Source organism: Paenibacillus sp. FJAT-26967, from assembly GCF_001541095.1.
Classification (GTDB): domain Bacteria; phylum Bacillota; class Bacilli; order Paenibacillales; family NBRC-103111; genus Paenibacillus_F.
On sequence record NZ_LMXH01000005.1, the window covers coordinates 49,472 to 70,996 of the forward strand.

Sequence of the window (21,525 nt, forward strand, 5' to 3'; positions counted from 1 at the left end):
CTGATCCGGAATTTCTTGAGACAGAGTGTCTCTTGGGATTCGGGGGGCGAGCATAGTTAATTAAGCACACACGAAGCGGAGTTTGGCTTACGGCGCTGCTGGCGGTGACTAAGGGTAAAGTGAGGAGAATAGACAATGAGAATGGTGGATTTGATTGCGAAGAAGCGTGACGGCAAGGAACTGACAACGGAAGAGATCAATTTCATTATTAATGGATATACCAAAGGCGATATTCCGGATTACCAGGTTAGCGCATTTGCAATGGCTATTTACTTCAAAGACATGACTGAGCGCGAGCGTGCCGATCTGACGATGGCGATGGTCAATTCCGGTGAAACCATTGACCTGTCTGCGATTGAAGGCGTCAAAGTAGACAAGCATTCCACAGGGGGTGTCGGCGACACGACGACGCTGGTGCTGGCTCCTCTGGTTGCGGCTCTGGATATTCCGGTCGCCAAAATGTCCGGACGCGGCCTTGGCCACACCGGCGGTACGATCGACAAGCTGGAAGCCATCGAAGGCTTCCACGTGGAGATCACGAAAGACGAGTTCGTGAACCTCGTCAATAAGCACAAGATCGCCGTAATCGGCCAGACGGGCAATCTGACGCCGGCCGATAAGAAGCTGTACGCTCTGCGCGATGTAACCGCGACAGTCGATGCGATTCCGCTTATTGCGAGCTCCATCATGAGCAAGAAAATCGCAGCCGGTTCCGATGCCATCGTGCTGGATGTGAAGACAGGCGCAGGCGCGTTCATGAAGACCGCCGAAGACGCCAAAGAGCTGGCCCACGCGATGGTCAGCATCGGCAACAGCGTCGGCCGCAAGACGATGGCGGTCATCTCCGACATGAGCCAGCCGCTCGGCGTTGCGATCGGGAATGCCCTCGAGGTCCAGGAGGCGATTGACACGCTCCGCGGTCAAGGGCCTAAGGACCTCGAAGAGCTCTGCCTCGCGCTCGGAAGACAGATGGTCTTCCTCGCGAAGAAAGCCGATTCGCTCGAAGAAGCGGAAGAAATGCTCAAAGAAGTGATGCATAACGGTAAGGCGCTGGAGAAATTCAAGGAATTCATCGCCAACCAAGGCGGAGACCCTGCTGTTGTCGACGACCCGAACAAGCTGCCAAAGGCCGCTTACCAGATCGAGCTTCCTGCCCGTGAAGACGGCATGGTAGCGGAACTGGTTGCGGATGAAATCGGCACCGCGGCCATGTTGCTCGGAGCGGGACGCGCAACGAAGGAATCCGAAATCGATCTGGCTGTCGGCCTTATGCTGAACAAGAAGATCGGCGACAAGGTCAAAGCCGGAGAGTCCCTGGTGACGATCCATTCCAACCGCGAGAACGTCGATGATGTCATCGAGATGTTGTATGCCAATATCCGCATTGCGGACCATGCGGAAGCACCTGTGCTTGTGCATGATATCGTGACGGAATAGGATTTGTCTCCCTCGGAACACATATATAATAAAGAAATAAGTACCGGAATACCAAAAGCAGACTACTCAATAATCTTTATAAATGTGTGTAAGTTACACTATGGTTTACTGAGACCGCCCAAAAAATTCCTTAACTACATCAAAAGGTACAGCCCACTCAAAAAATGAGGATGCTGTACCTTTTTTTTGGCATGAATAGTGTATTAATCTACAGTAACTGTATGTGTTGTTGATCCATGACATTAAGCCCGTATTCAATAATTTCTAATAGTGAAAACATGTTGAGTGGTGGACCCTTCGTTTGTGACCCGATCGAATGTTAAAATACCTGCTATTAAAAGCAATCTTCGAGTTATCCGACGTGGATATCGTTGAGCGCTCACGCATACTAAAGCCCATTATAATCCGAAATCCACAGGATAAATATTCCAAGAACGTTTTCGGAAACTGAGAAAAGCCGTCTGCGCCAGTGAGGAATTCATGAAAGTAAAAGCTTCCGGCGAAAATACAACCAATGTAAGGAATTAGCGAATGCTGTCCACCGTATCAATCACCGCCCTCGTAAATGTTTAGGCTGGAAATCTGCTCATGAAGCATTAATGGACGAACTATCGCACTTAGCGTGACAACCATCTAATAAAAAATGGTTAAATAAATAAAATATGGTAAAATTGTACAATTGCATGTTATGATTAAAAAGGTGGCCGCCTAAACTGGTTTTGGAGGAATTTATTATGTGCATATACAGACAAAGTAGATTAATAACAAGCCTGCTTTTAGCAATTACTTTGTGCTTAATTATTACATCGGTAGGTAGTGCGAATTCATCAGAAAAAAAACCTGGAAGTGATGGGCAAAAAATTGTTAAAAGTTATAGGGTTACAGAAAACGGATTAGTAGAACTTACACTCGATCAGGTTGCGAAGCTCTATAAAGACGGTGATATAGTTGAAAAGAACAAAAATAATATAAAGTCTAATATGTATAATATACAAAATAATATTAAAGGAATAGTGACTCCTCAAGCACCTGCATTTTGTGGAACTGTATGTATATGGGATGTATATAAACAATCCCATAGTTATCTTACACCTAGACCTACGAAAAGAGAAAGGGTTACACCGCCCGTATCCCCTGGTGGTAAGGTATCCTTTAGCGTTAATGAATCCTATACGTGGGAGGTAAATTTAACTTTTAATTCTAATTTAAAAAAAGCCCTAGATATAGCTCTGGGTGGGAGCTGGTCGCAATCAAGTCAGTATCAACAAACAATAAATGTGGAAGCACCATATAATAAATATGCTTGGTATGATTTTACACCAATTATGAGAAACTCTTATGGAATAACTGAGCATTGGGAAAATAGCTACTATACCTCATGGAAAGACAAGGTTCAGAGTACAGAATTTACAGACATATATATGGTGAATAAAGTTGGGGGATTTCAGGATGGAATTTTACAATATGTTGAATCGGATACTCCCCCTAATTACTGATGATAATAAATTATATAAGGCCTACTTTTTTTCATGGATTGATCGACCTGAAGGAGACGTTTTTGAAAAAAAATACAAATATGTCTGATTAATCAAAAGGACTGCCCCCTACTTATGAGATAGGGATCAAAACAACTTGTAAATTATGTAGCCAGTCGTCGAAATTCAACCGCGACTGGTTATTTAGTTTTTTGAATGCAAATAATTTATGGTAGAGTATGTAAAATAATCTGTATAAATTAAGAATTTGTTTACTGAGAAGTTTCAAGAAATGCTAGAAGCAGAAATAGATACACACTTGGGCTACCAACAGCACGAAGTGGCAAACAAAACAACTACGAAAAGCCGTAATGGAAAGAGCAAAAATCGCTTAATCAGTGAGTATGATGAACAAGAAATTATTCGTAGGGATCGTCAGGACGGGTTCCAACTTAACAAACAAGATTATCTCTTTATCAAAGGAAAGAGGTATAACTAAGTCTAATATGGTACCGATACACTGCACAGTCAAAAGGCGTTTAGTGTATCCGTAATTTTTCGTATGCGGGAGACAACTGTTAGAGGTGATTACAAGCAAAAACACTTTAATAAACGTGAGCAGAAACACTTATCTGACAATCGTATGTCTTACGTGTCAGTGAAAAATGAATTACGTACCCAGATGAATTTAAGCGTCTGTTTATCGTTCAATACATGCTAAAGAGAACGCCAAGAGGGTTTTTTCGAATCTAGCGGGTTTCTTGTAGAAATCCTCGGGATGAAGCGTATCGAACAAGGCGCAGATCGGTGTAAGAAGCTTACGAGAAGAATGGAATTATTGTCACAAAGGTAACTGTTGGGACAATGCTCCCCAGGTGTCTTGTTTCAGGCATATGAAAGATCATGTAAAGAGCAGTAATTGTATGACTTAGCCGAAGTGAAACGAGAAATTAATAGTTATATCCGTTATTATATTCATCATCGATATCGATGGGGCTAAAAAAGATGACTCCTGTGCAATACGCGATACAGGAATCATCTTTTAGTGCTGCTTAACGCTTTTTTAATGTTTCCTTGACAGAGGGTCCAAATTATTCCCGCGGATATCCAGCTATTTTTTTTTAGATGTGTAGTCTCCAATTTCGGCACTAATAAGAAATGCTATCCCGAGTAGAAGAGTTAGAACAATTAATCCTGTAAAAGGTTCTCCAATTACATTAAGGAAAATTGTATAATTTTCGAATTTACCACCTGAGGTAGCAATAGCAGCTAACAAGTTAGGTAGGATATACAGAAAAAGAGAAGTGATACAAAAAACTACTCCAGATCCTCTTTTTGTCATGAATTTCTCCCTTCGCAATTATTTTATTTATTATATATATTACCACTCTTTTTTTTTAGAAGGAAGAACTTTATTCATTTTATGGAATAATTGGGTTTTATGTGAAAAATCCATGGTAACAGAATAAGAATATCTACTTTATTTAGCAAGCAAGGGCGTGACCGTATACCGGTTACGCCTTTGTTTTTTGCTCAAATATCGATTAACAGTGAGTTCTTTAACCCTGGAGGAAATATCTGTATATTTGTAGAAGTTATTTAAGAAGCTTAAGAGAAACGGTTAAGTGAGGAGTGGAATTATGACGGAATACGAACGTGGTTTAGTCCTTTTCGTGCGGGAAGCCAAGCATAACGCTTATGCTTCCGGAAGCGGCAGCAGGGTTGAGCCTTCCCGGCCGGGGGCCAAGGACATTCCTTATGAGAGTGGGGAGTTTACCTATCTGGATAGTTAATACGGTGAGCTCAATTTTATCGGACAGGAAGTGGTTTGGCGCAGCGGACAGGCGGTTTGGGGGATGAATTACCATGGGGTTACGGCAGATCCGGTCCCGGGCTTTCCGGATTTTCTGCTTGCAGCTTTGAGAAATGCTCCTGCCGAGACTCCTTACAGAGGACCAGAGTCTTACACGGATGGCGAGTTTGAAAATTTTGAGTATGCGTGCAGTTGGAGCGGCGGCTTCGGTAATTTTGCCGGGCAGGAGCGTATTGTATACAAAGGGAAAGAAATTTATACGCTAAAATTCCATGGAGGCCGGGTGGATTACGCTTAAGATACATGAGAGTGCAGGGAGCTGCCGCATCCCCTTCCTGGCTGGAGAGCCGGTTGCCGCTTGCGCATAATAGGCAGCCCGAACTTTTATCAGGTTGATGATTGACGGTGTAAAGCTCTCTCGGCGGCCCATGAACCTGCAGCAAAGGACAAACCCGTCCCGACAAAAAACAGTAGAAAACGCAGAATATCCGGCGAAAAATAATAATCCGGGTTACAGAAAACACCGAAATACATGAAATACGGGACCAGTAAACCTGCACCAATCAAGCTAAAGAAAGACAGAGCTAGGGCATCGGAAACAGGTGAAGTAAAGCCAAGGATTCTGCGGATACAGAGCAGCGTGATATAGACGGGGACGGCAATAAAGAAGTAGATGACAGCTTTCGGGTCATAAAACTCCTCCCTGTGGTTGAAGACCTCTTTATGAAAAGGAAGTTTGGCTAGTGTGCCAAGCAGCATCCCTGGAAAATAACTCGCGCTGATTACCAGGATATAGAGCAGAAATCGCAACATAAGTGCATACACCTTCCTTTTCCCGGCTCAGATTATTTGGAAGAGAAGAAGCCTCACTTGTATTTTAGCGGGGGAGTGAAGTTGCCAGTAGTACTATCTTTTATAGTACGGGTGTTTATTAGCCTCAACAGCTGTCAAAACAATATGAGAACTTTACAGGAGATCGTGCCATGGATATTTATGCAATCAAACTGAAGTTGGACGAGGAAGATGAATTCAGGAGAGTAGAGCGGCTCTCGGGCTATATAACGGAGGAGAAGAGGGCGAAAGCGGAGCGTTTCGTCCGTGCCGAAGACCGGATGAGGGCGATTGCTGCGGATGTACTGGCCCGGTGGAGCCTGTGCAGGAAGCTTAACGTGCCTAATGATGAGCTCCAGTTCTCGGCGAATGCGTACGGCAAGCCTTTTTTAAGCGGCGCGGCAGAAGAATGCAGCTACAATGTTACTCATTCGGGTGAGTGGGTGGCGGTGGCGGTCGCAGACGTTGAAGTTGGAATCGATGTGGAGCAGATCAAGCCGATCGACCAGGGAATTGCGGAGCGGTTTTTCTCACGGGGAGAGAATGACGATCTGGGAAGACTTCAGCCAGAGGACCAGCTGGATTATTTCTATGACTTGTGGACGTTGAAAGAAAGCTACATTAAGGCCGTAGGCAAAGGCTTATCCATTCCGCTGGGTTCCTTCACGCTGCGCAAAAATGGGGAGAACATCGTGCTCGAACCGGAGGAAACGCATTTTTTCAAACAATATGAAGTAGATGGGCCCTACAAGCTGTCGGTGTGTTCGGTCAAAAGAGAATTCCCGCAGGCGATAACTTTGCTGGAGTTAGAAGATTTGAGACTGTAACCTTTGGAGTACAAGACATCTGTTGATCAAATCTTTAGCAAAATTAAGCGGGAATTGTATTGGAAATAATAAACAGGTGGTTTATGATGAATGGGCTTAATTAATTTCGTCTAAGGGGATAAATACAATGAAGAAAAAGCTCGCAGCAGCCTTAGCTGTAGCACTATTTATCGGGATTCCGCTAGGTTACGGCAATGTCGCAGAAGCAAAGGCCAAGACGTACAAGAATTGCACCGAACTTAACAAAGATTACAAAGGCGGCGTAGCTCGTTCGGCTTCCGTCAAGAACAAAGGCGGTAAAACCAAGTACAAGCCTTACGTTTCACAGGAACTATATGACGCTAATAAGAAGAGTGATCGGGACAAAGATCTGATCGCTTGCGAACAATAAGACAGAGGGCCCTTCGGCAGAAGGGTCTTTTTCTATTCACACCTTGCCCCCGGAAATAGTACACTCTAGTAAAGGACAACCGAGCAGAATATGGAGTTTGAAAGGAACCGTTATGAATTTTTTTAAAAAATCCACCCATGAAATCAGAACCCCCTTCGAGCTTGAGTTGCTTGAAAAAGCTCAGAATATGCAGCAGACCGTCCCACCGGAGCCATGGATCTATGAAGTCATCGTACCGGCTTCGGGCGTTACCGCATGCGGCTGGGATGAGGATGAGAACCTCGTGCTGATCAGCGGCTCCGGGTACAGCATTACCCAGGCGATTACGGGAAATAGGATACATAGAGACCGGGATTCCTCTCTAACGGACGAAGGGATGAGTAAGGATTATTTAAAATTTACAATTCCTTTGACGGGCCTGGAAATTGGTATTTTTGGATTCCAAGCCGGGGATGGCAGCTTCGGGACGGATGACGGCTGGCGGCTTGATGTCATTTATCCGTGGTGGCCGAGAGCTTCCGTTGTTCTGGATAACGTGTTCCGGCAAGGCTACCGCTATTTGAAGGATGCGGTCATGATTGACCTCAAGCGCTTGGATGGACCGGTCAAATGCGGATTTTCCCCGTCGGGCAAGCATTTTGTTGTAATGGGTTCGGGAGGCGCACTCGTGTATTCGAGGAATCTTGCCGCATGAATCCCCGGCGAGAACATCATAGAACCGCTGACCGCTTTAACTATAGCCGGGATCGTGCTAACGGTACTAGACCGGATAATTCTGTATCGAATAAAACCAGATAAAGCTGGCACCGGATGAATCCGGGGCCAGCTTGTTTGCTCTATTCGTCCACCATACGCTTTTTGTACAGAGTGACGACCGGTACATGGACCTCGATTCACCGCAGAGCGATGATCCCGGGATGGGGCAGCCCCTCGGCAAACATTAAATTGATCCAATCTTTAGAAAACAACTGAAACATTCTACCCATTCCCGCGTCTCCAAGGATGAAAGGAGAAACAAGCATACAAATTCATACCAGATGAAGGAGCCGTTTAAACCATGATAACCAAACTTATCCTTACGGCTGGAGTTGTAATGACTCTAACCGTTTCAGGCCTATATGACCGCATTCCGTTTATGCCTGTCTCGGAGCACACCAAAGTGCCGAATACGAAACAGGATTTTGAAAAAAGCGTTCGGCAGAAAAAAGCCAGCGCATTGGAACTTAAAAATAAAGTGCCGGCTGACGAACGGATATTGACGACATTTACTTTTGCCAAAGCGCTGTCCGAACAAGAAGTGCAGAAACTGGTGGATCTGTATGAATTGGAATTAACACACGTTTACTCCCGGTTCATTGATGGACAAGGTCTGCGGGCAACTTCCGTTAACAGGGTCAAAGGAACCCCGTATGTCGACAAAGCTTTTATTGACGACCAAATCAAGAGATTGGGCGGAGAATATAAAGGCATTATTGAAGCGAATGGCTATATCAAAGCCGGCATGTTGGAGAAGGCGGCCCAAGAGAAACTTATTTATGTAGCGGACATCGACGGCGATCCGAAGGTGACTTACAACCCCAAGAAAAAATTCCCTGTAGGTCAGTATTGGAATTTAGAAGATTACAAGCTGACTCTTGCCGAGTAAGCCCGAATATAGCAGCTTAGACTGAGATTAGAGGTGCTGACATGAGAACTCTAAAATGGATCATAGCCGTCATTTTGCTGCTGCTTGGATTCTTCTCGTTTTATTTTACTCGCCGCCTGTATTTGTTAAGTGAACCTCAAGCGTTGAGAGGGCAGCCGGGTACCGGGGTAGGTTTATGGGAATTTAAAATCCGCAGCGAGAACATTCGAGACGATGGTCGTGTTGCTGATCGCCGGTGTCGTGTTCACGCTGCCGGGACTCATTCTGCTGTATACGACGCTCCGCCGCAAAAAGCATAAAACCGAAAACAAGGCGGGCATCGGATGAATTTCGGCGCCCGCCTTGTTTGTTCTATTCGTCCACCATACGCTTCTTATACACCACCACTGCCAGGACATGAACAACGATAGCCCACAGCAGAATGACCCCCAGATTCGGCCACACACCTGCCAAACCTGCGCCGGATTCCACCTGATTCGCTAATTCAACAAGTTGAATGTTCGGCATGTACTCCGCGATTTTGAGAATCGGGTACTGCTCGGTATAGGCGGTAATCAGAGATCCGAAGGAAAAGAGCAGAAAGATCGGCATAACAGCCACGGAAGCTTCCATCACGTTCTTGGTTACCAGTCCGAGCAGGGTCCCCATACCGATGTAGAACACCGCCGAGAAGAGAAGCGCAAGAGAGACGATCACAATATTGGCCGGATTGTACTCCATGAGCAGCATAGAAGCAGCCAGGATAACGATGGTGCCGAGCAGACTGAGCAGGCTTTTGCCGCCAATGATGTCTAAAGTACTGGCAGGGGAAAGCATAAGTCCCCGCAGCGTGTTCTTTTCTTTCTCCTCTGCAATAAGAGAGCACTGGATAAACGTGGCTACCAGCGTGAAGGTGATATTAAACACCATAAAGTAAGAATTTACCGTCCCCATTCCCATCCGGCTGTACAGCGCAGCCATGAGAAGAGGAATGAACAGCGTGGTGGATACATACAAATTTTTGGAAATATCCTTAAAATCTTTCTGTAAAATAGCCATCGAACGTTTCCATGAAAATGTCATGCCAGTTCCCTCCCGGTTATGTCTACAAAGATGTCTCCCAATGTGGGGTTGTTCGAATATACGGATTTAACCTGGTTTGCATTCATGAAGTCGTACAGCGTCTGGGCGCCTTCGGACCCGCGCTTCACGATCACCAGGGTTCCATCGTTTAATTCTACGGTGAGTGTGGCATCTCCGAATTTCTCACGCAGGTTGCGGGGGGAATCCATGAGTTGAATCGACCCGTTGTTCAGAAAAGCGACCCGATCACACAGCGTCTCCGCTTCATTCATGTCGTGTGTCGTTAAGAAGATCGTCGTTCCGCCGGCTTTAAGACGGGCCAATCCCTCATAAACGTGCTTGGTGTTCACGGGATCGAGTGCCGATGTAGGCTCATCGAGGAACAAGAGCTCCGGCTCATGCAGGAAAGCACGGGCCAGCGTCACCCGCTGGAGCATTCCCTTGGATAGCTTGGCGACGGTTTTCTTCCGTTCGGAAGCCAGATTCACCATCTCCAGTACCTCGCCGATCCGCTTAATTGGAACATCGTACAGGTCGCAATAGAGCTTCAAGTTGTCTTCAATGCTCAAGCGGGTATACAGGGAACTGTTATCGGTAAGCACGCCGATTTTCTTACGGTAGGCCTCTTCTTTTAATTGAGTAGTCGGGACTCCGAACACACAAGCGCTGCCTGAAGTCGCATGGAGCTGTGCCGTTAATATTTTAATGGTTGTGGTTTTTCCCGATCCGCTCGGACCCAGGAACCCAAAAGTTTCTCCCTTCCGTACATGGAAGGATACGTCCTTGAGGGCCGGAGAATTTGTAAATAATTTGCCTAACGATTTGACTTCGATGATGTTTTCCATACTCGCTTGCCTCCACTCATTCGTTCGTTTTGTCGATACCCTTACTCTAAACGAGCCTGGGAAAGCCCGCATTATAATGGCATTGAAAGGAGCATACGGGCCTGTGAATGGAGCGTATTTGGAGGCGAATGGAGTGGCTAAATGAGCGGATGAAGCGGTTTTCGGGCCGAATGGAGCATTTTTCAGGCTGAAAATCGCACGGAATCAACTAATAGGAGGGAATATTTCCATTATCTTAAAGTTGTATGGGTTTAGCGCATGCCAGTCATTCAGACCTCATTTGAGTCCGAGCATTTCCTTGAGTTCGGCCATTTTGGTCTTGGACAGAGGCACCGATGACTTCGCCTGGTCCTCCAGAATGAGACTGTAACTGTTCCGTGTCCAGGTCACAATTTCTTTGACCTTCTGCAAATTCACAATATAGGAACGGTGGCACCGGAAAAATCCATAAGGACGCAGCCGCTCCTCCAGTTCATTGATTTTGAACGCACTCGGATACACATCGCCTTTGATGTAAATATTCGATTGCCCTTCGCTGCTTTCGATGTAGTCGATCTCAGGGGGATCGAACAAAATGATTTTATCGTTCATCTTCGTTGGAATTTTGCCAAAACGGACGGGCTGCGAAGTAACCTCAGGTTCCGCATCATCTTCATCATTTGCAGTTTCCGCTGCGACAGCTGCATCCGATGCCGTATCCGGTGCTTCAGCCGCCTCCCCGGCAGCCGGTTCATGCTCAACCACTGTACCGGTTACTGCTTCGGGTTTCTTGGAAGCCGCTGTGACCTCCTGCTGTTCCGCTAGTCCATCTTGCTCCTGGTCGTCGGCGATATCGAAGGCGTGAAGGCCTTTATGATCGAGACGATACACTCTATTGGTAAGACTGAGAGCTGTTTCCATGTTCCCGGTCAGGACGAGAATGCTTTTGCCGCTTGCGCTGAGACCACGGACCATTTTCTGAAAAACCATCTTCGTTTCATTGTCCACATTCTGTTCCGGTTCCTCATACACATGCAGAGCCGGATTCTGACAAAGCAGCCGCGCATACTGCACCCGCTTCTTCTCCGATACGGAGAGCTTGCTCACCCGGATATTCGTTTTCATTTCCAGCTGTACCGTCCGCATGACTTCTTCTATTGGAAAAGGCGAATCATACAGCTTTTTGAAGAAAACCAAGTTCTCTTTCACCGTCAGCCGTTCATACATACCGTCATCTAATAGGGAAAAGCCGATTTGGGCAAAATACCGCGCTTTATTCTTCGAAAGCTGCTGCTGATTGATTTGAATCTCGCCGCTGTAAATCGCGATTTTGCCAAGCAGCATATGGAGCAGCGTGTGCCGCACATTCATGCTGGAATATAGTGCGATTACATCATGCTGGCTGATTTCCAGACTAAACGCGGGAAATACGATCATATTCTCCGTATATTTCTCTAAATCCTTAATGGCTAGAACCGCCACTTCTCATCACCTGATCTTCGTCATATTCACGTTATGGAGTGTAGAGGTAAGACTTTTTTTATTATACATGAGGGCGAACGCAATGTAATGGATAAGAGACGTCCCGTTGAAGATACAAAATGACTAGAATCATTCTCTCTCTGGATAAGCTGCCATTCAACAAGTAGAGTGAGAAGTATAAATGAATAGAAGATTCGTATCAGTCAACCTATCAATCTATTACGAGGGAGGACGTATGAAGATGCCGATAATTAAAGAATTCACGCTGCCGCATCCGAACTCGGGGCCCTACGGAATGACACTCGGACAAGATGGCTCGATGTGGTTTACGGAACAAGAAGGGAATCGGATCGGAAGAATAACCGCGGATGGCGATATCCGGGAGTTTCCGCTGCCTACTGCAAACGCAGGAGTTTCTTCGATCCTGTGCGCAGCTGACGGTACCCTGTGGTTTACCGAATATAAGGCGGGTAAGATAGGGAAAATGACCATGGACGGACGCCTGGTGGAATATGATGTGCCTACAGAAGATGCAGGACCCTATGGCCTTGCAGAAGGACCGGACGGGGCTATCTGGTTTACGGAAATCACGGGCAATAAGATTGGGAACATTCGTGCAGCAGGTGAAATCACTGAATATGAGCTTCCGGAACCGGGGGCATTCCCTTCTTTTATAACGGCGGGGCCGGATGGTGCCTTGTGGATCACGTTGAACCAGGGCAATGCGATCGGTAGAATGGCGATTGACGGTACCCTGACAACGTATCCGCTTCCGCACCAACAAAGCGGACCCGTTGTTATTACTCATGGACCGGATGGTGCGCTTTGGTTCGTAGAAATTATGGGGAACAGAATCGGAAGAATCACGACTTCGGGTGCAATCACGGAATATCCGCTCCCCACCGAAGGTGCCCGGCCTCACGCAATCATTGCCGGACAGCACGGTGACCTCTGGTTCACGGAATGGAGTGCAAACCGCATTGGACGCATCACGTTGCAAGGGGATATATCGGAGTATCCCATCCCTACGGACCATGCTGAACCACATGGGCTTGCACTGGGACCTGACGGTTCCGTATGGTTCGCGGAAGAGTGCAACAAGATCGGGCGCTTAACGCACGAATAACCAAAGAGTATAATCTAAGAACAAAAGGCTCCAATCCTGTTGTGGCGACAGTGATTGGAGTCTTCTATTTTGAAAAGCGATGTTATTAGAAAGGTGTATAGAGTTTCTAGTCAAAATATTCCACGAATGTGATACGATAATAGAAAATAATTAGGGGGAAACAGGTTGGAAAAGAAAGCTCTGCAAGCTCTGAACATTAAAAAAGGTATACTTATCCTCATATCTGCGGCTTTGGTATATCTGCTCGTTACCAGTTTGCTGTCCGCTACACTGCTTCCTAATCGTACGGCGTTTGCCGATTTCGGAAAAGCGGAGACGTTATATTTCATGGAGGAACAGACCGGTCTGAAGGAGACGGCTCTGGTAAGCAAGTTTTTCTCCCTGAACGAGGACAAATGGGTGTCAAAAACACCCGAGCGGATACTGAAACATATGAAGCCGTCCTCCTTTACAAGGATCTCCTACGATTCGGACAAGGGCAGGAACCTGCTAATTGATGAACAAGGCCGGGTCTTTATTGCCCAAACGAAGTCGGAGATTCGCAACAAGTCCAGCCTTCACTGGTTGTGGTGGGTTCTTGAATTCAACAAGGAAGGTATCATTTATTATAGAACGGAGCCGGATCGGGCCGTCGTTGAGCTTGTGAAAGAGATGAAAGCCAGCTTGAAGTAGAAGATCGGGCTTTTCCTTGGTATAGTTAAATAGAGCAGGAATGGCCTGCCGTCGTTTGGATTTTTTTGCTGGGAGGTCGTTAACCTTGCCCTTAGATCACATTTCAGGTACCTAACATTTCTCATTTTAAAAGGAGTGCCTGAAAACATGTTGAAATATGCGATTCATACCTATTTGTCTCAGAATCCCGAGAAATTTAATGGCGCTGTTCTTGTTTCACAAGAGGGGCGGCTCGTATATAAAGAAGCCTTTGGTATCGCCAACAGAGAGTGGAACATTCCTAATACCTGCGCCACCCGTTTCCGAATAGGCTCCGTTACTAAATCGATCACGGCTTTGGCTATGTTGATGCTCGCCGGGAACAAGCGGATCAACTTGAGCGATCCGGTCGGCAAGTTTCTTCCTGCCTTCTCGACGGCCCGGGGAGCTACGCTTACGCATTTGCTGAACCATACATCGGGAATCGGTAATCTGACGATGCAGCCCGATTTTGCCGTGCGGTCTCTTCAACCGCATTCTGTGGATGAACTGCTGGAATGGATCGAATCTCTTCCGCCAGAGTCCGAACCGGGCGAGAAGTTTAGCTACTCCAATTCAGGCTACTTGATCCTGGGCAAAATCATCGAAACTGTCAGTGGTTTGCCGTATGAGGATTTCCTGGACCACAGAATTTTTCAGCCTGCCGGTATGCAGAATACCATTCTCGATTCCAGGACGATCTTGCTTCATAAAGCAAGCGGCTATGAGATGACTCCCGCGGGTGAGCTTCAGAACGCTTCGTACATGGACATGTCCAATGCCTATTCGGCCGGAGGGCTTGTCTCTACCGCAGAGGATCTGCATTTGCTTGATTCCGCGCTTGATGAAGGTGTTCTGTTCCCAAGCGGCATGACAGCACAGATTTTTGCTTTCGATGAGCGGCAGCCTTACCGGTACGGCTGGCATTTGGCCAGAACCGCCCGTAATCAAGCGTTAGCTTTTCATCACGGCGGCATTAACGGCTATACCGCTTCTTATATGAAATTGCTGGATAAGAAAGCCGCCGTCATTGTGCTGAGCAACGTATCTACTTTGCTGACTTCTACATTAGCAGGCGTTATTGCGGAGGCTCTGGATAGCGGCAATTAGCTCTTATGCCAAAAGAAGAAGATCAAGTTCCTCTCGGGAGCTTGGTCTTCTTCCTTTGTATTTAGAGCTCTGGAATAGAAATAGATTCTGCATGAATGTGTGCAACTTTTCATGCCGAAAACTTTGAGAAAAAATTCACAAAGTCTTCAAGATGAAGGGTGTATTTTGGAATAAAAATCCTTTATCATAGAAGTATGAAAAAGATTTCATTCACAACCTTCTCTTAAAACCAACAAGCATAGGGGATGAACTCCATGGCAAACGTATTCGTATTGGGTGGAACAGGATTTTTAGGGTATTACACGATCAAAGAACTGCTAACCCGCGGCTACAAGGTTTCGACGTTGTCGTTGCCGCCAATGCCTGCAGAAGAGCTGCTTCCTGGCGAAGTAGATTGCAAGTTAGGCGATATCAATGAGATGAGTGACGAGGAAGTCCTGGAGCTGCTGGCCGGCAAGGATGGGTTTATATATGCAGCGGGTGCCGATGAACGGATCGTTCCGGAAGCCCCGGCCATGAAATTCTTCTATGAGGCGAATGTTCGGCCGACTCAGAGATTGGCTCGTCTGGCGAGACAAGCAGGCGTAAAGAAATTCGTCCTGTTCGGCTCGTACTTTGCGCATTTTGCCGAAGTGTGGACCGATCTGCCGCTGATGAACAATCCTTATCCGCGTACGCGTCTGCTTCAAGAAGAAGTCGCCTGTATGGAGGGCGAAGGCGCGATGGACGTAACGACTCTGCGTCTGCCGTATATTTTCGGAACGATGCCGGGCCGTATGCCGCTGTGGACCATGTTCGTCGACCAGGTCAAAGGCAAGGAAATCGCCCCGGTACTGGGCGGTGGAACCGCTATGGTAACCGCGCAGCAGGTTGCCGAAGCGGCAGTCGGGGCCATGGAACATGGTGAGCACCGCGGTAAATACGCGATCAGCGGCATCAATATGAAACACAGTGAGTTTCATCAAATGATTCTGGATGAACTCGGCCAGACCGAGACCAAGGTTGTGGTTATGCCGCTGGAGCAGATGAAGCCAGCCATGGAGCAGCATGACGCAGCCACAGCGGCCGCGGGCAGAGAGCACGGCATCCACATGGGCGTCGCCGTACAGGTTCAGGACCGGGATGCTTATCTGGATCCGGCAGATACGATGCCGATTCTGAAGTACAGGGAAGACGATGTTATAGCATCGATCGTGGAGACCCTTCGGAAGTGTGTGAAAGGTTAGGAAACCAAGGAAAGCCTGCGCGGGAGCGTGGGCTTTTTTGTGTATATCCTTTTAATAATAGAGATAAAGAAATAGGACATTAATTAAACATAGGAATTAACATACTTAATAAAAATAAAAAGAGTAGGGGTGAGCTGAGCACAAGCAATTTTAAGAAAGTATAGTTGTGATTAGCAAAGCTTAATATTCTTTCCGTTATAAAATAAGAAGATGCCCCGTAAAGTCCAGTTGTTCCTCCTATAAAACCTCCGGTTAAATATAAACTGAATCTTATAAAATTTCGGAGAAACCAATTTTTTATAGGAATCCGAATGAGAAGCCGCTCTGACAATAGAGAAACGATCCCTCCATAGATGGTGATTACAGGAAGCGAGTATATAAAGTAGATAGAGAAACTAGAAGCGGATAAAATAAAAAGTTCTTTCTTATCAAGGTTAGTTATATCAAGAAATAAATTAGGGTTAAGGAAACTGAAAAAAATAACAAAGATCGCGGAAGCCCAAACGCCAACTAATATTTTTGTAAAGAGGAATTGCTTAGAAAAGAGATCGCTGTTATCCATGTCCCACACTCCTGTTCAATAGTTGACTGGCATTTGTGTATTATTATGGAAATAAAAGCGGGATAAATCAAGAGGGTTAATAAATAGCTGGCCCCTTTTATAGAGGAATTTCACGCTGGAACCTAGTATTAAAACTAGTTGATATATGTAAATTTTTTACTCCAAATGTTTACTGATCTTATGGTTTAATTAAGGAGAAGACTGCCAAGTTTAACCTGCTGCTGAAAAAGGTAGGGCTGTCTGCACAAAGTACCTGCCCGGGAATCTTTTCCTAACCACATTCATGTGTTCCGATATACGACAAAAGTATGTTCACCAGGAGGCTTTTCGATGAAAAAATGGTTGTCACTTGCATTATCCTCTTTTCTATTCTTAACGAATACGGTTTATGCCGCTGCTCCTGCCGCTAACCCGGCTCAAGTAACTACATTTAGTCAGGCTTTACAGTTTTTTATTATATTCATTGTGCTTCTGGCCTGTGCAGTGCTGCTTCTGTATCAATTAGTCCGCATCAGCAAGCTAAAGAGTCAGAAGAAGAAGTTTCTGGAGGAAGTCGAACGCTTCTCGGCCGCTTTGTACCGTGATAAGGCAAGGCTGTCGCTGCTGCTGGAGCTGTACTCCGGTCCTTCCGCAAGGCGGCTTATTCAGCCGGTAGATGCAGAGGTGAGCGAGATGCTCACGATTATCGAGGAACTACAAAGGGTTACGTCTGAAATCCCATCTGCTTTTTTCTCGTTCTCATCCGGAGCCTCCATAGAGGAATGTAAGGTGCTTTTTAAGGAGTACCAGGGTGTGTATGAAAATCTGAGTCAGAAAGTCGAGAAATTCAGCGAGCTTGAGAAAGAAAACAACAAAGCGATGGGTGAGCTGGAAGAAAAGATTCAGTTCCTGATGAATAGAACCCGGGATCGCGCGGGTATTTACGGGGTGGCGGAGATCGAAGCCGAGCTTGCGCAAGTGAACAACCGGATTGAGATCGTGAAGAGGGAACAGTTGTCCGATTTTATCAATGTCAACGTCGGGATTCAGCCTATCCTTAACCAGCTGTCGGATATTGAGCGTTTGCTCAAGGTGATTCCGGAGCTGTATGACAGGCAGCAGCAGTTTATCCGCGAGATCGGTGAGGTGCGGTCTACCGTAGACAGGAGTATGCATGACAACGGTTTGACTCCTGCAGAGCTTGATGTGCACCATGAGCTGGATCGTGCCCAGGAGAAGGCTGTTTTCCTGCTGGAGCAGCTGCAGGCGGGCAAAATCAGGGACGCGGAACGGTTGTCCAGAGATATAGCCATTACTATCCGGCGTGCGGGCAGCTCGGTACAGGATACGCTGGAGCTGCGGGACAGTGTCCACAAGAATTTGAAATTGCTGGACGATAATATCCGTGATCTGCATTATCCGGAGGCGGAGTATAGGGAAGAACTGCAGCGGGTTCAAGAAAATTTCCATGAAACCGTGTGGTCATCCATGGAGCGGGATTATAAGGAGTTTACGAAAGCTTACGAAGGGCTGAGAGACGAACTGCCCGAAGCAAGAGATCTGCTGGAGGCAGGCCGTTACAGTAAAGCGGGCGAGAAGGTCATGGCTCTGCTGGAATCTTACACAGAACTGTACAACAAGATGTCCCGTCTGAAGGTATATGAGAATGCGGTGGAGGAGTTTAACCAGCATAGAGCTCAAATCGGCCATCTCTGGCATACGTTCCAGGCGACGGTAGCGCTCATTTCGACCAATAGGCTGGAAGCCGCTATTCATTCGGAAGAGCTGGGTACGCTCCGCTTCAAGATTCAGGATCAGAAGGAAATGCTGGATCGGCGCCTGAATATGCGCCCTATCCATCTGAAGCGTCTGGATGAGGAAGTAGAGGTTTTCCAGAAGCATGTGAATGTCTTTAGGGAACAGGTTATGGTATTCGATGCTCAGAAGCAGTGGGTCAGATAGAAGGTGTACAAATGAGATTCCGGCATGCAGCGGGAAGCGGCGGCAGTTGTGAAAGGAAGAAGTACCTGTAAGGGATCTTGATAGCAATTGCAGCCTTCCTTTGTCTAAGAATAGCGTGAAATAACGAAAGATACCGTGTCTAGCAACGCGGTGTCTTTTCTTATGAACGTGCAAGTAATCGTTGTTTAAAAGAACTTCCCGGGTCGTGGCGCCCTCCCGTCTATAGCGTGGTGATAGTAATGGGCAAGATATGTCCTTTCGTGAATTAACATAGAGCCGATGACTATTTTTCGGGGATGTCGAATGTTTGACTTTTTATCAGTTTAGCACTAAACTCATTACTATAAGGCGGACTTATCAGGGAATTGGCGGCTGCTCGCTGCTCGTAAAGAAGAGGAATATCACGCAGTGAGAAAGCCAGGCCCGTTTCGTCATACATTTCTTGAATCACGCAAATATTATATGTAATCAGGAGGGTATCCCTATGGAACTGAAAGGCATTCACCACGTATCCGCAATTACAGCAAAGGCTCCTGCCAACTTCGAGTTTTACACGAAAGTGCTCGGCCTCCGGCTGGTCAAGAAGACAGTCAATCAGGATGATATCAGCGTCTATCACTTGTTCTACGGCGATGAGAAGGGGAATCCGGGAACGGAGCTGACGTTCTTTGAAATTCCGATGGCAGGCAAGAACCGGGAAGGAGTAAACAGTATTTCGGCGATCTCGCTGCGCGTAGCGAGCGATGAGGCTTTGACCTACTGGTCTAAGCGATTCGATGAGTTCGGAGTAGACCGGGATGAGATCAAGGACCGGGCGGGCAGAGCTACGCTGGCCTTCCGGGATTTGGAGGGGCAGCGTCTCATTCTCGTATCGGATCGCAAGAACCAGGGCGTCCAGGGTGGCATTCCTTGGACGAAGAGCCCGGTTCCCGGCGAGTTCGGCATTCTCGGGCTCGGTCCGGTCCGGCTGACCGTCGAAGATCCGCTGCCGACCACTGTCGTTCTCACGGAGCTGCTGGGATTCCGCCGCGCGGGCGAGTACGCCTCCGAGGCTGCCGGACAGCCGGACATCGTCGTATTCGAGACGGGGGAAGGCGGCAGCGGGGCTGAAGTACACGTCGAGGAGCGTCATGACCTCGCTCCCGAACAGCTCGGCCGCGGCGGTGTGCACCACGTGGCGTTCCGCGTAGACAACGAGGAGGAACTCCGCGAATGGATTCAGCGGATCCGGGCCGCGCGGTTTGCGAACTCAGGCTTTGTGGATCGCTTTTACTTCCGTTCGCTCTATTTCAGAGAGCCGAACGGCATTCTGTTCGAGCTGGCAACGGACGGCCCGGGATTCGATACGGATGAAGATATCCTTCATCTGGGTGAATCTCTTGCGCTGCCGCCGTTCCTCGAATCCCGCAGAGCGGAGATCGAGGCACACCTCAAACCGCTGGATACTAAAGGGGAGTAAAAGGTGGACCCACATCAGGTCGAGGCTGGCAATAAAAACAGTACTTTAGCAGCATGAAATTAACTAGTTGGAAGGTTATGATCGATTCATGAGTACTGGGAGCACGCAGGTACATTAACTTCAATGTAGTAAGATTGTTAATTGAGCTGCTACCTCCGGCAGCTCAATTAACACATTAAGGAGCAGCTCTATTATGCTAAGATTTCATATCTTCTATATGATCTTAAGTCTGCCCGTTTATTTGATTTTTGTTTATCTGCAACAAAGAAAAAATAACCCCAAAGTATACATAAGCTTAATTTTTCATGGAATCTTTTATATCTATGTATGCTATGTCATCAAGTACACACTATTTCCAATTCCGGTGAATGAAAATTACTTGAGTCTTGTAAGGCCTGGCACAGCATTTAGGCAAAACATAAATATGCAGCTCTTATGGTTGTCCGACAATTTTTCATTTACTAAAGAACATGCTTTAAATATCCTGATGACGATCCCATTTGGTTTTATCATTAATTATTTAATAAAACCTCGCGGTTTCGGAAGGATAATTCTGCTTGGCGCACTAGTAGGAATTTGTATTGAATGCTTCCAGTTAAGTATCTCTGTCCTCTTAAATTACCCTTACCGAATTATAGACAGTAACGATGTTGTGATGAATTTAGCCGGTGTAGTCGCAGGTTACTTGATTTTCAGGGTGATTTCTTCGGTCTATATAAGGTTGGCTGATACTCTTCATATGGAACACAACTCATTTACTAAATATGTATATGATTGCAGTAAAAACTAATTAAGTCGGATATAGAGGTCAAAAATCTCAGGTAATCGTCGCAGCAAAAAAATCACCAAAAACGCTTCTCAGACACGTCCGACGTGCGAGAAGCGTTTTGTTTGGTTATAGGGAGGATTACGACTGCCGTGATCGTGATCCTTCGTCCCCTAAATCTTCAACCCGGCAAAATAAGCCCCTTCGGCCGCGACTTCGCGCTGATTGCTGCGTTCCAGCACCTTCACGGCAATGGTACGGCCCTGCTGGAATTGTGGAAGCTGATCCCTCACAACAACGGTGGTTAACTCCGTCCGGAATGTCTCTCCGCTTTCCATAGTGACGGCCAGTTCCAGAAATACTTCCGGCTGGTCATCCACCTGTACGGAGGATTGGGTGAACGCCGTTACGACCGCGCTTGCGGGTGTGCCGTTTGTAAGGATGTGTTTGGTTTTACGGATCTCTTGGATAAACGTATTCCGCTGCCTGATCATCCTAACCGCCGCAGGAACGATCAGACTCAAGACCACGACGATCCCTGCAATAATAAAATCCATAGTATGTACCGCCTCGCCTTGCAGTAGTTTAAGGTTAACAGCCTTGTCCAATTATACCGAATTAACTTCATGGGAGTAACCTTTATCGATGTACAGCAGTCCAAACCAGATGCTTGCTCTGTATTCGAATGGGATCAGGCAAAGATTACCCGTATCCCCGACTTGACGAAAAGAACAAATCCAAGTATAGTGTCAATATACCCATACGGGTATCAGTATTAAAGAAAACAAGGTTTATGAAATCTGAAGCCTTGGCACGTGAATGAAGCAGGAAGAAAGAATGGATACTAAACAGACGCAG

At 46.7% G+C, this 21,525-nt stretch carries 23 protein-coding genes and 2 pseudogenes; 18 read left to right on the forward strand and 7 right to left on the reverse strand.

Going from position 1 to position 21,525, the window contains the following annotated elements; all coding sequences use genetic code 11:
- The first annotated feature begins 135 nt into the window (after nt 1-135).
- From AR333_RS18145 to AR333_RS18155, 4 genes and pseudogenes are all read left to right on the forward strand, one after another.
- Nucleotides 136-1,437 (forward strand): pyrimidine-nucleoside phosphorylase, encoded by a 1,302-nt coding sequence (locus AR333_RS18145; protein ID WP_068776791.1) that lies wholly within the window; start codon nt 136-138, stop codon nt 1,435-1,437.
- A 518-nt stretch (nt 1,438-1,955) separates the two neighbouring features.
- Nucleotides 1,956-2,063, forward strand: a pseudogene (locus AR333_RS25465) (IS30 family transposase); the annotation flags it as partial.
- A gap of 108 nt (nt 2,064-2,171) precedes the next feature.
- Nucleotides 2,172-2,933, forward strand: coding sequence for a hypothetical protein (locus AR333_RS18150; RefSeq protein ID WP_068776792.1), 762 nt, complete (start codon nt 2,172-2,174; stop codon nt 2,931-2,933).
- Between the two features lie 247 nt (nt 2,934-3,180).
- Nucleotides 3,181-3,411, forward strand: a complete 231-nt coding sequence (locus AR333_RS18155; RefSeq protein ID WP_156430955.1) for a transposase — start codon at nt 3,181-3,183, stop codon at nt 3,409-3,411.
- Nucleotides 3,412-4,023: 612 nt separating this feature from the next.
- On the opposite strand, the gene AR333_RS18160 is transcribed toward AR333_RS18155, so the two are convergent.
- The gene (locus tag AR333_RS18160; RefSeq protein WP_068776794.1) at nt 4,024-4,254 is read right to left on the reverse strand and encodes a hypothetical protein; all 231 of its coding nucleotides are present in this window, start codon (nt 4,252-4,254) and stop codon (nt 4,024-4,026) included.
- Between the two features lie 298 nt (nt 4,255-4,552).
- Between AR333_RS18160 and AR333_RS24750 the strand changes: the two genes are divergently transcribed.
- Nucleotides 4,553-4,705: a hypothetical protein gene (locus AR333_RS24750; RefSeq protein ID WP_156430956.1), complete on the forward strand. Its 153-nt coding sequence runs from the start codon at nt 4,553-4,555 to the stop codon at nt 4,703-4,705.
- Between the two features lie 12 nt (nt 4,706-4,717).
- Nucleotides 4,718-5,023: pseudogene (locus AR333_RS18165) on the forward strand (DUF5680 domain-containing protein); the annotation flags it as partial.
- A gap of 89 nt (nt 5,024-5,112) precedes the next feature.
- Here the strand turns inward: AR333_RS18165 and AR333_RS18170 are convergent.
- Nucleotides 5,113-5,538, reverse strand: coding sequence for a hypothetical protein (locus tag AR333_RS18170; protein ID WP_068776796.1), 426 nt, complete (start codon nt 5,536-5,538; stop codon nt 5,113-5,115).
- Nucleotides 5,539-5,708: 170 nt separating this feature from the next.
- Here AR333_RS18170 and AR333_RS18175 point away from each other — a divergent pair, with 170 nt between their 5' ends.
- The 5 genes from AR333_RS18175 (at nt 5,709) to AR333_RS25050 (ending at nt 8,718) form a co-directional block, all read left to right on the forward strand.
- The gene (locus tag AR333_RS18175) at nt 5,709-6,383 is read left to right on the forward strand and encodes a 4'-phosphopantetheinyl transferase superfamily protein (RefSeq protein WP_068776797.1); all 675 of its coding nucleotides are present in this window, start codon (nt 5,709-5,711) and stop codon (nt 6,381-6,383) included.
- A gap of 127 nt (nt 6,384-6,510) precedes the next feature.
- A complete protein-coding gene (locus AR333_RS18180) occupies nt 6,511-6,774 on the forward strand; it encodes an excalibur calcium-binding domain-containing protein (protein WP_068776798.1) in 264 nt (87 codons plus the stop codon).
- A gap of 112 nt (nt 6,775-6,886) precedes the next feature.
- A complete protein-coding gene (locus AR333_RS18185) occupies nt 6,887-7,468 on the forward strand; it encodes a hypothetical protein (RefSeq protein ID WP_068776984.1) in 582 nt (193 codons plus the stop codon).
- A gap of 363 nt (nt 7,469-7,831) precedes the next feature.
- Nucleotides 7,832-8,419: a hypothetical protein gene (locus AR333_RS18190; RefSeq protein ID WP_068776799.1), complete on the forward strand. Its 588-nt coding sequence runs from the start codon at nt 7,832-7,834 to the stop codon at nt 8,417-8,419.
- A 41-nt stretch (nt 8,420-8,460) separates the two neighbouring features.
- Nucleotides 8,461-8,718, forward strand: a complete 258-nt coding sequence (locus AR333_RS25050) for a hypothetical protein (RefSeq protein WP_172798891.1) — start codon at nt 8,461-8,463, stop codon at nt 8,716-8,718.
- Nucleotides 8,719-8,770: 52 nt separating this feature from the next.
- Here AR333_RS25050 and AR333_RS18195 read toward each other — a convergent pair whose 3' ends face one another.
- The 3 genes from AR333_RS18195 to AR333_RS18205 all read right to left on the reverse strand — a co-directional run bounded on the left by AR333_RS18195 (nt 8,771) and on the right by AR333_RS18205 (nt 11,787).
- Nucleotides 8,771-9,481 carry an ABC transporter permease gene (locus AR333_RS18195; RefSeq protein ID WP_068776800.1) on the reverse strand — a complete coding sequence of 237 codons (711 nt, stop codon included), beginning with the start codon at nt 9,479-9,481 and terminating at the stop codon, nt 8,771-8,773.
- Complete coding sequence (locus AR333_RS18200) at nt 9,478-10,326, reverse strand: ABC transporter ATP-binding protein (protein ID WP_068776801.1); 849 nt, start codon at nt 10,324-10,326, stop codon at nt 9,478-9,480. Before AR333_RS18200 ends, AR333_RS18195 begins: the two co-directional genes overlap by 4 nt.
- Before the next feature lie 276 nt (nt 10,327-10,602).
- Entirely contained in the window at nt 10,603-11,787 is a 1,185-nt protein-coding gene (locus tag AR333_RS18205; protein WP_068776802.1) for a LytTR family transcriptional regulator DNA-binding domain-containing protein, read from the reverse strand.
- 241 nt (nt 11,788-12,028) lie between these two features.
- Here AR333_RS18205 and AR333_RS18210 point away from each other — a divergent pair, with 241 nt between their 5' ends.
- The 4 genes from AR333_RS18210 to AR333_RS18225 all read left to right on the forward strand — a co-directional run bounded on the left by AR333_RS18210 (nt 12,029) and on the right by AR333_RS18225 (nt 15,939).
- Complete coding sequence (locus tag AR333_RS18210; protein WP_068776803.1) at nt 12,029-12,913, forward strand: Virginiamycin B lyase; 885 nt, start codon at nt 12,029-12,031, stop codon at nt 12,911-12,913.
- A 165-nt stretch (nt 12,914-13,078) separates the two neighbouring features.
- On the forward strand, nt 13,079-13,585 hold the full coding sequence (locus tag AR333_RS18215) for a hypothetical protein (RefSeq protein ID WP_068776804.1): 507 nt from the start codon (nt 13,079-13,081) through the stop codon (nt 13,583-13,585).
- A 147-nt stretch (nt 13,586-13,732) separates the two neighbouring features.
- Entirely contained in the window at nt 13,733-14,713 is a 981-nt protein-coding gene (locus tag AR333_RS18220) for a serine hydrolase (RefSeq protein ID WP_068776805.1), read from the forward strand.
- Between the two features lie 254 nt (nt 14,714-14,967).
- Nucleotides 14,968-15,939, forward strand: a complete 972-nt coding sequence (locus AR333_RS18225; RefSeq protein ID WP_068776806.1) for an NAD(P)-dependent oxidoreductase — start codon at nt 14,968-14,970, stop codon at nt 15,937-15,939.
- A 79-nt stretch (nt 15,940-16,018) separates the two neighbouring features.
- On the opposite strand, the gene AR333_RS18230 is transcribed toward AR333_RS18225, so the two are convergent.
- Nucleotides 16,019-16,501: a hypothetical protein gene (locus tag AR333_RS18230; RefSeq protein ID WP_068776807.1), complete on the reverse strand. Its 483-nt coding sequence runs from the start codon at nt 16,499-16,501 to the stop codon at nt 16,019-16,021.
- Between the two features lie 330 nt (nt 16,502-16,831).
- Between AR333_RS18230 and AR333_RS18235 the strand changes: the two genes are divergently transcribed.
- From AR333_RS18235 to AR333_RS25800, 3 genes are all read left to right on the forward strand, one after another.
- On the forward strand, nt 16,832-18,442 hold the full coding sequence (locus AR333_RS18235) for a septation ring formation regulator EzrA (protein ID WP_068776808.1): 1,611 nt from the start codon (nt 16,832-16,834) through the stop codon (nt 18,440-18,442).
- A 484-nt stretch (nt 18,443-18,926) separates the two neighbouring features.
- Nucleotides 18,927-19,901 (forward strand): ring-cleaving dioxygenase, encoded by a 975-nt coding sequence (locus AR333_RS18245; RefSeq protein WP_068776810.1) that lies wholly within the window; start codon nt 18,927-18,929, stop codon nt 19,899-19,901.
- A gap of 217 nt (nt 19,902-20,118) precedes the next feature.
- Complete coding sequence (locus AR333_RS25800; RefSeq protein WP_367584787.1) at nt 20,119-20,691, forward strand: VanZ family protein; 573 nt, start codon at nt 20,119-20,121, stop codon at nt 20,689-20,691.
- Between the two features lie 149 nt (nt 20,692-20,840).
- Here AR333_RS25800 and AR333_RS18255 read toward each other — a convergent pair whose 3' ends face one another.
- A complete protein-coding gene (locus AR333_RS18255) occupies nt 20,841-21,224 on the reverse strand; it encodes a hypothetical protein (protein WP_068776812.1) in 384 nt (127 codons plus the stop codon).
- Nucleotides 21,225-21,525 lie beyond the last annotated feature (301 nt).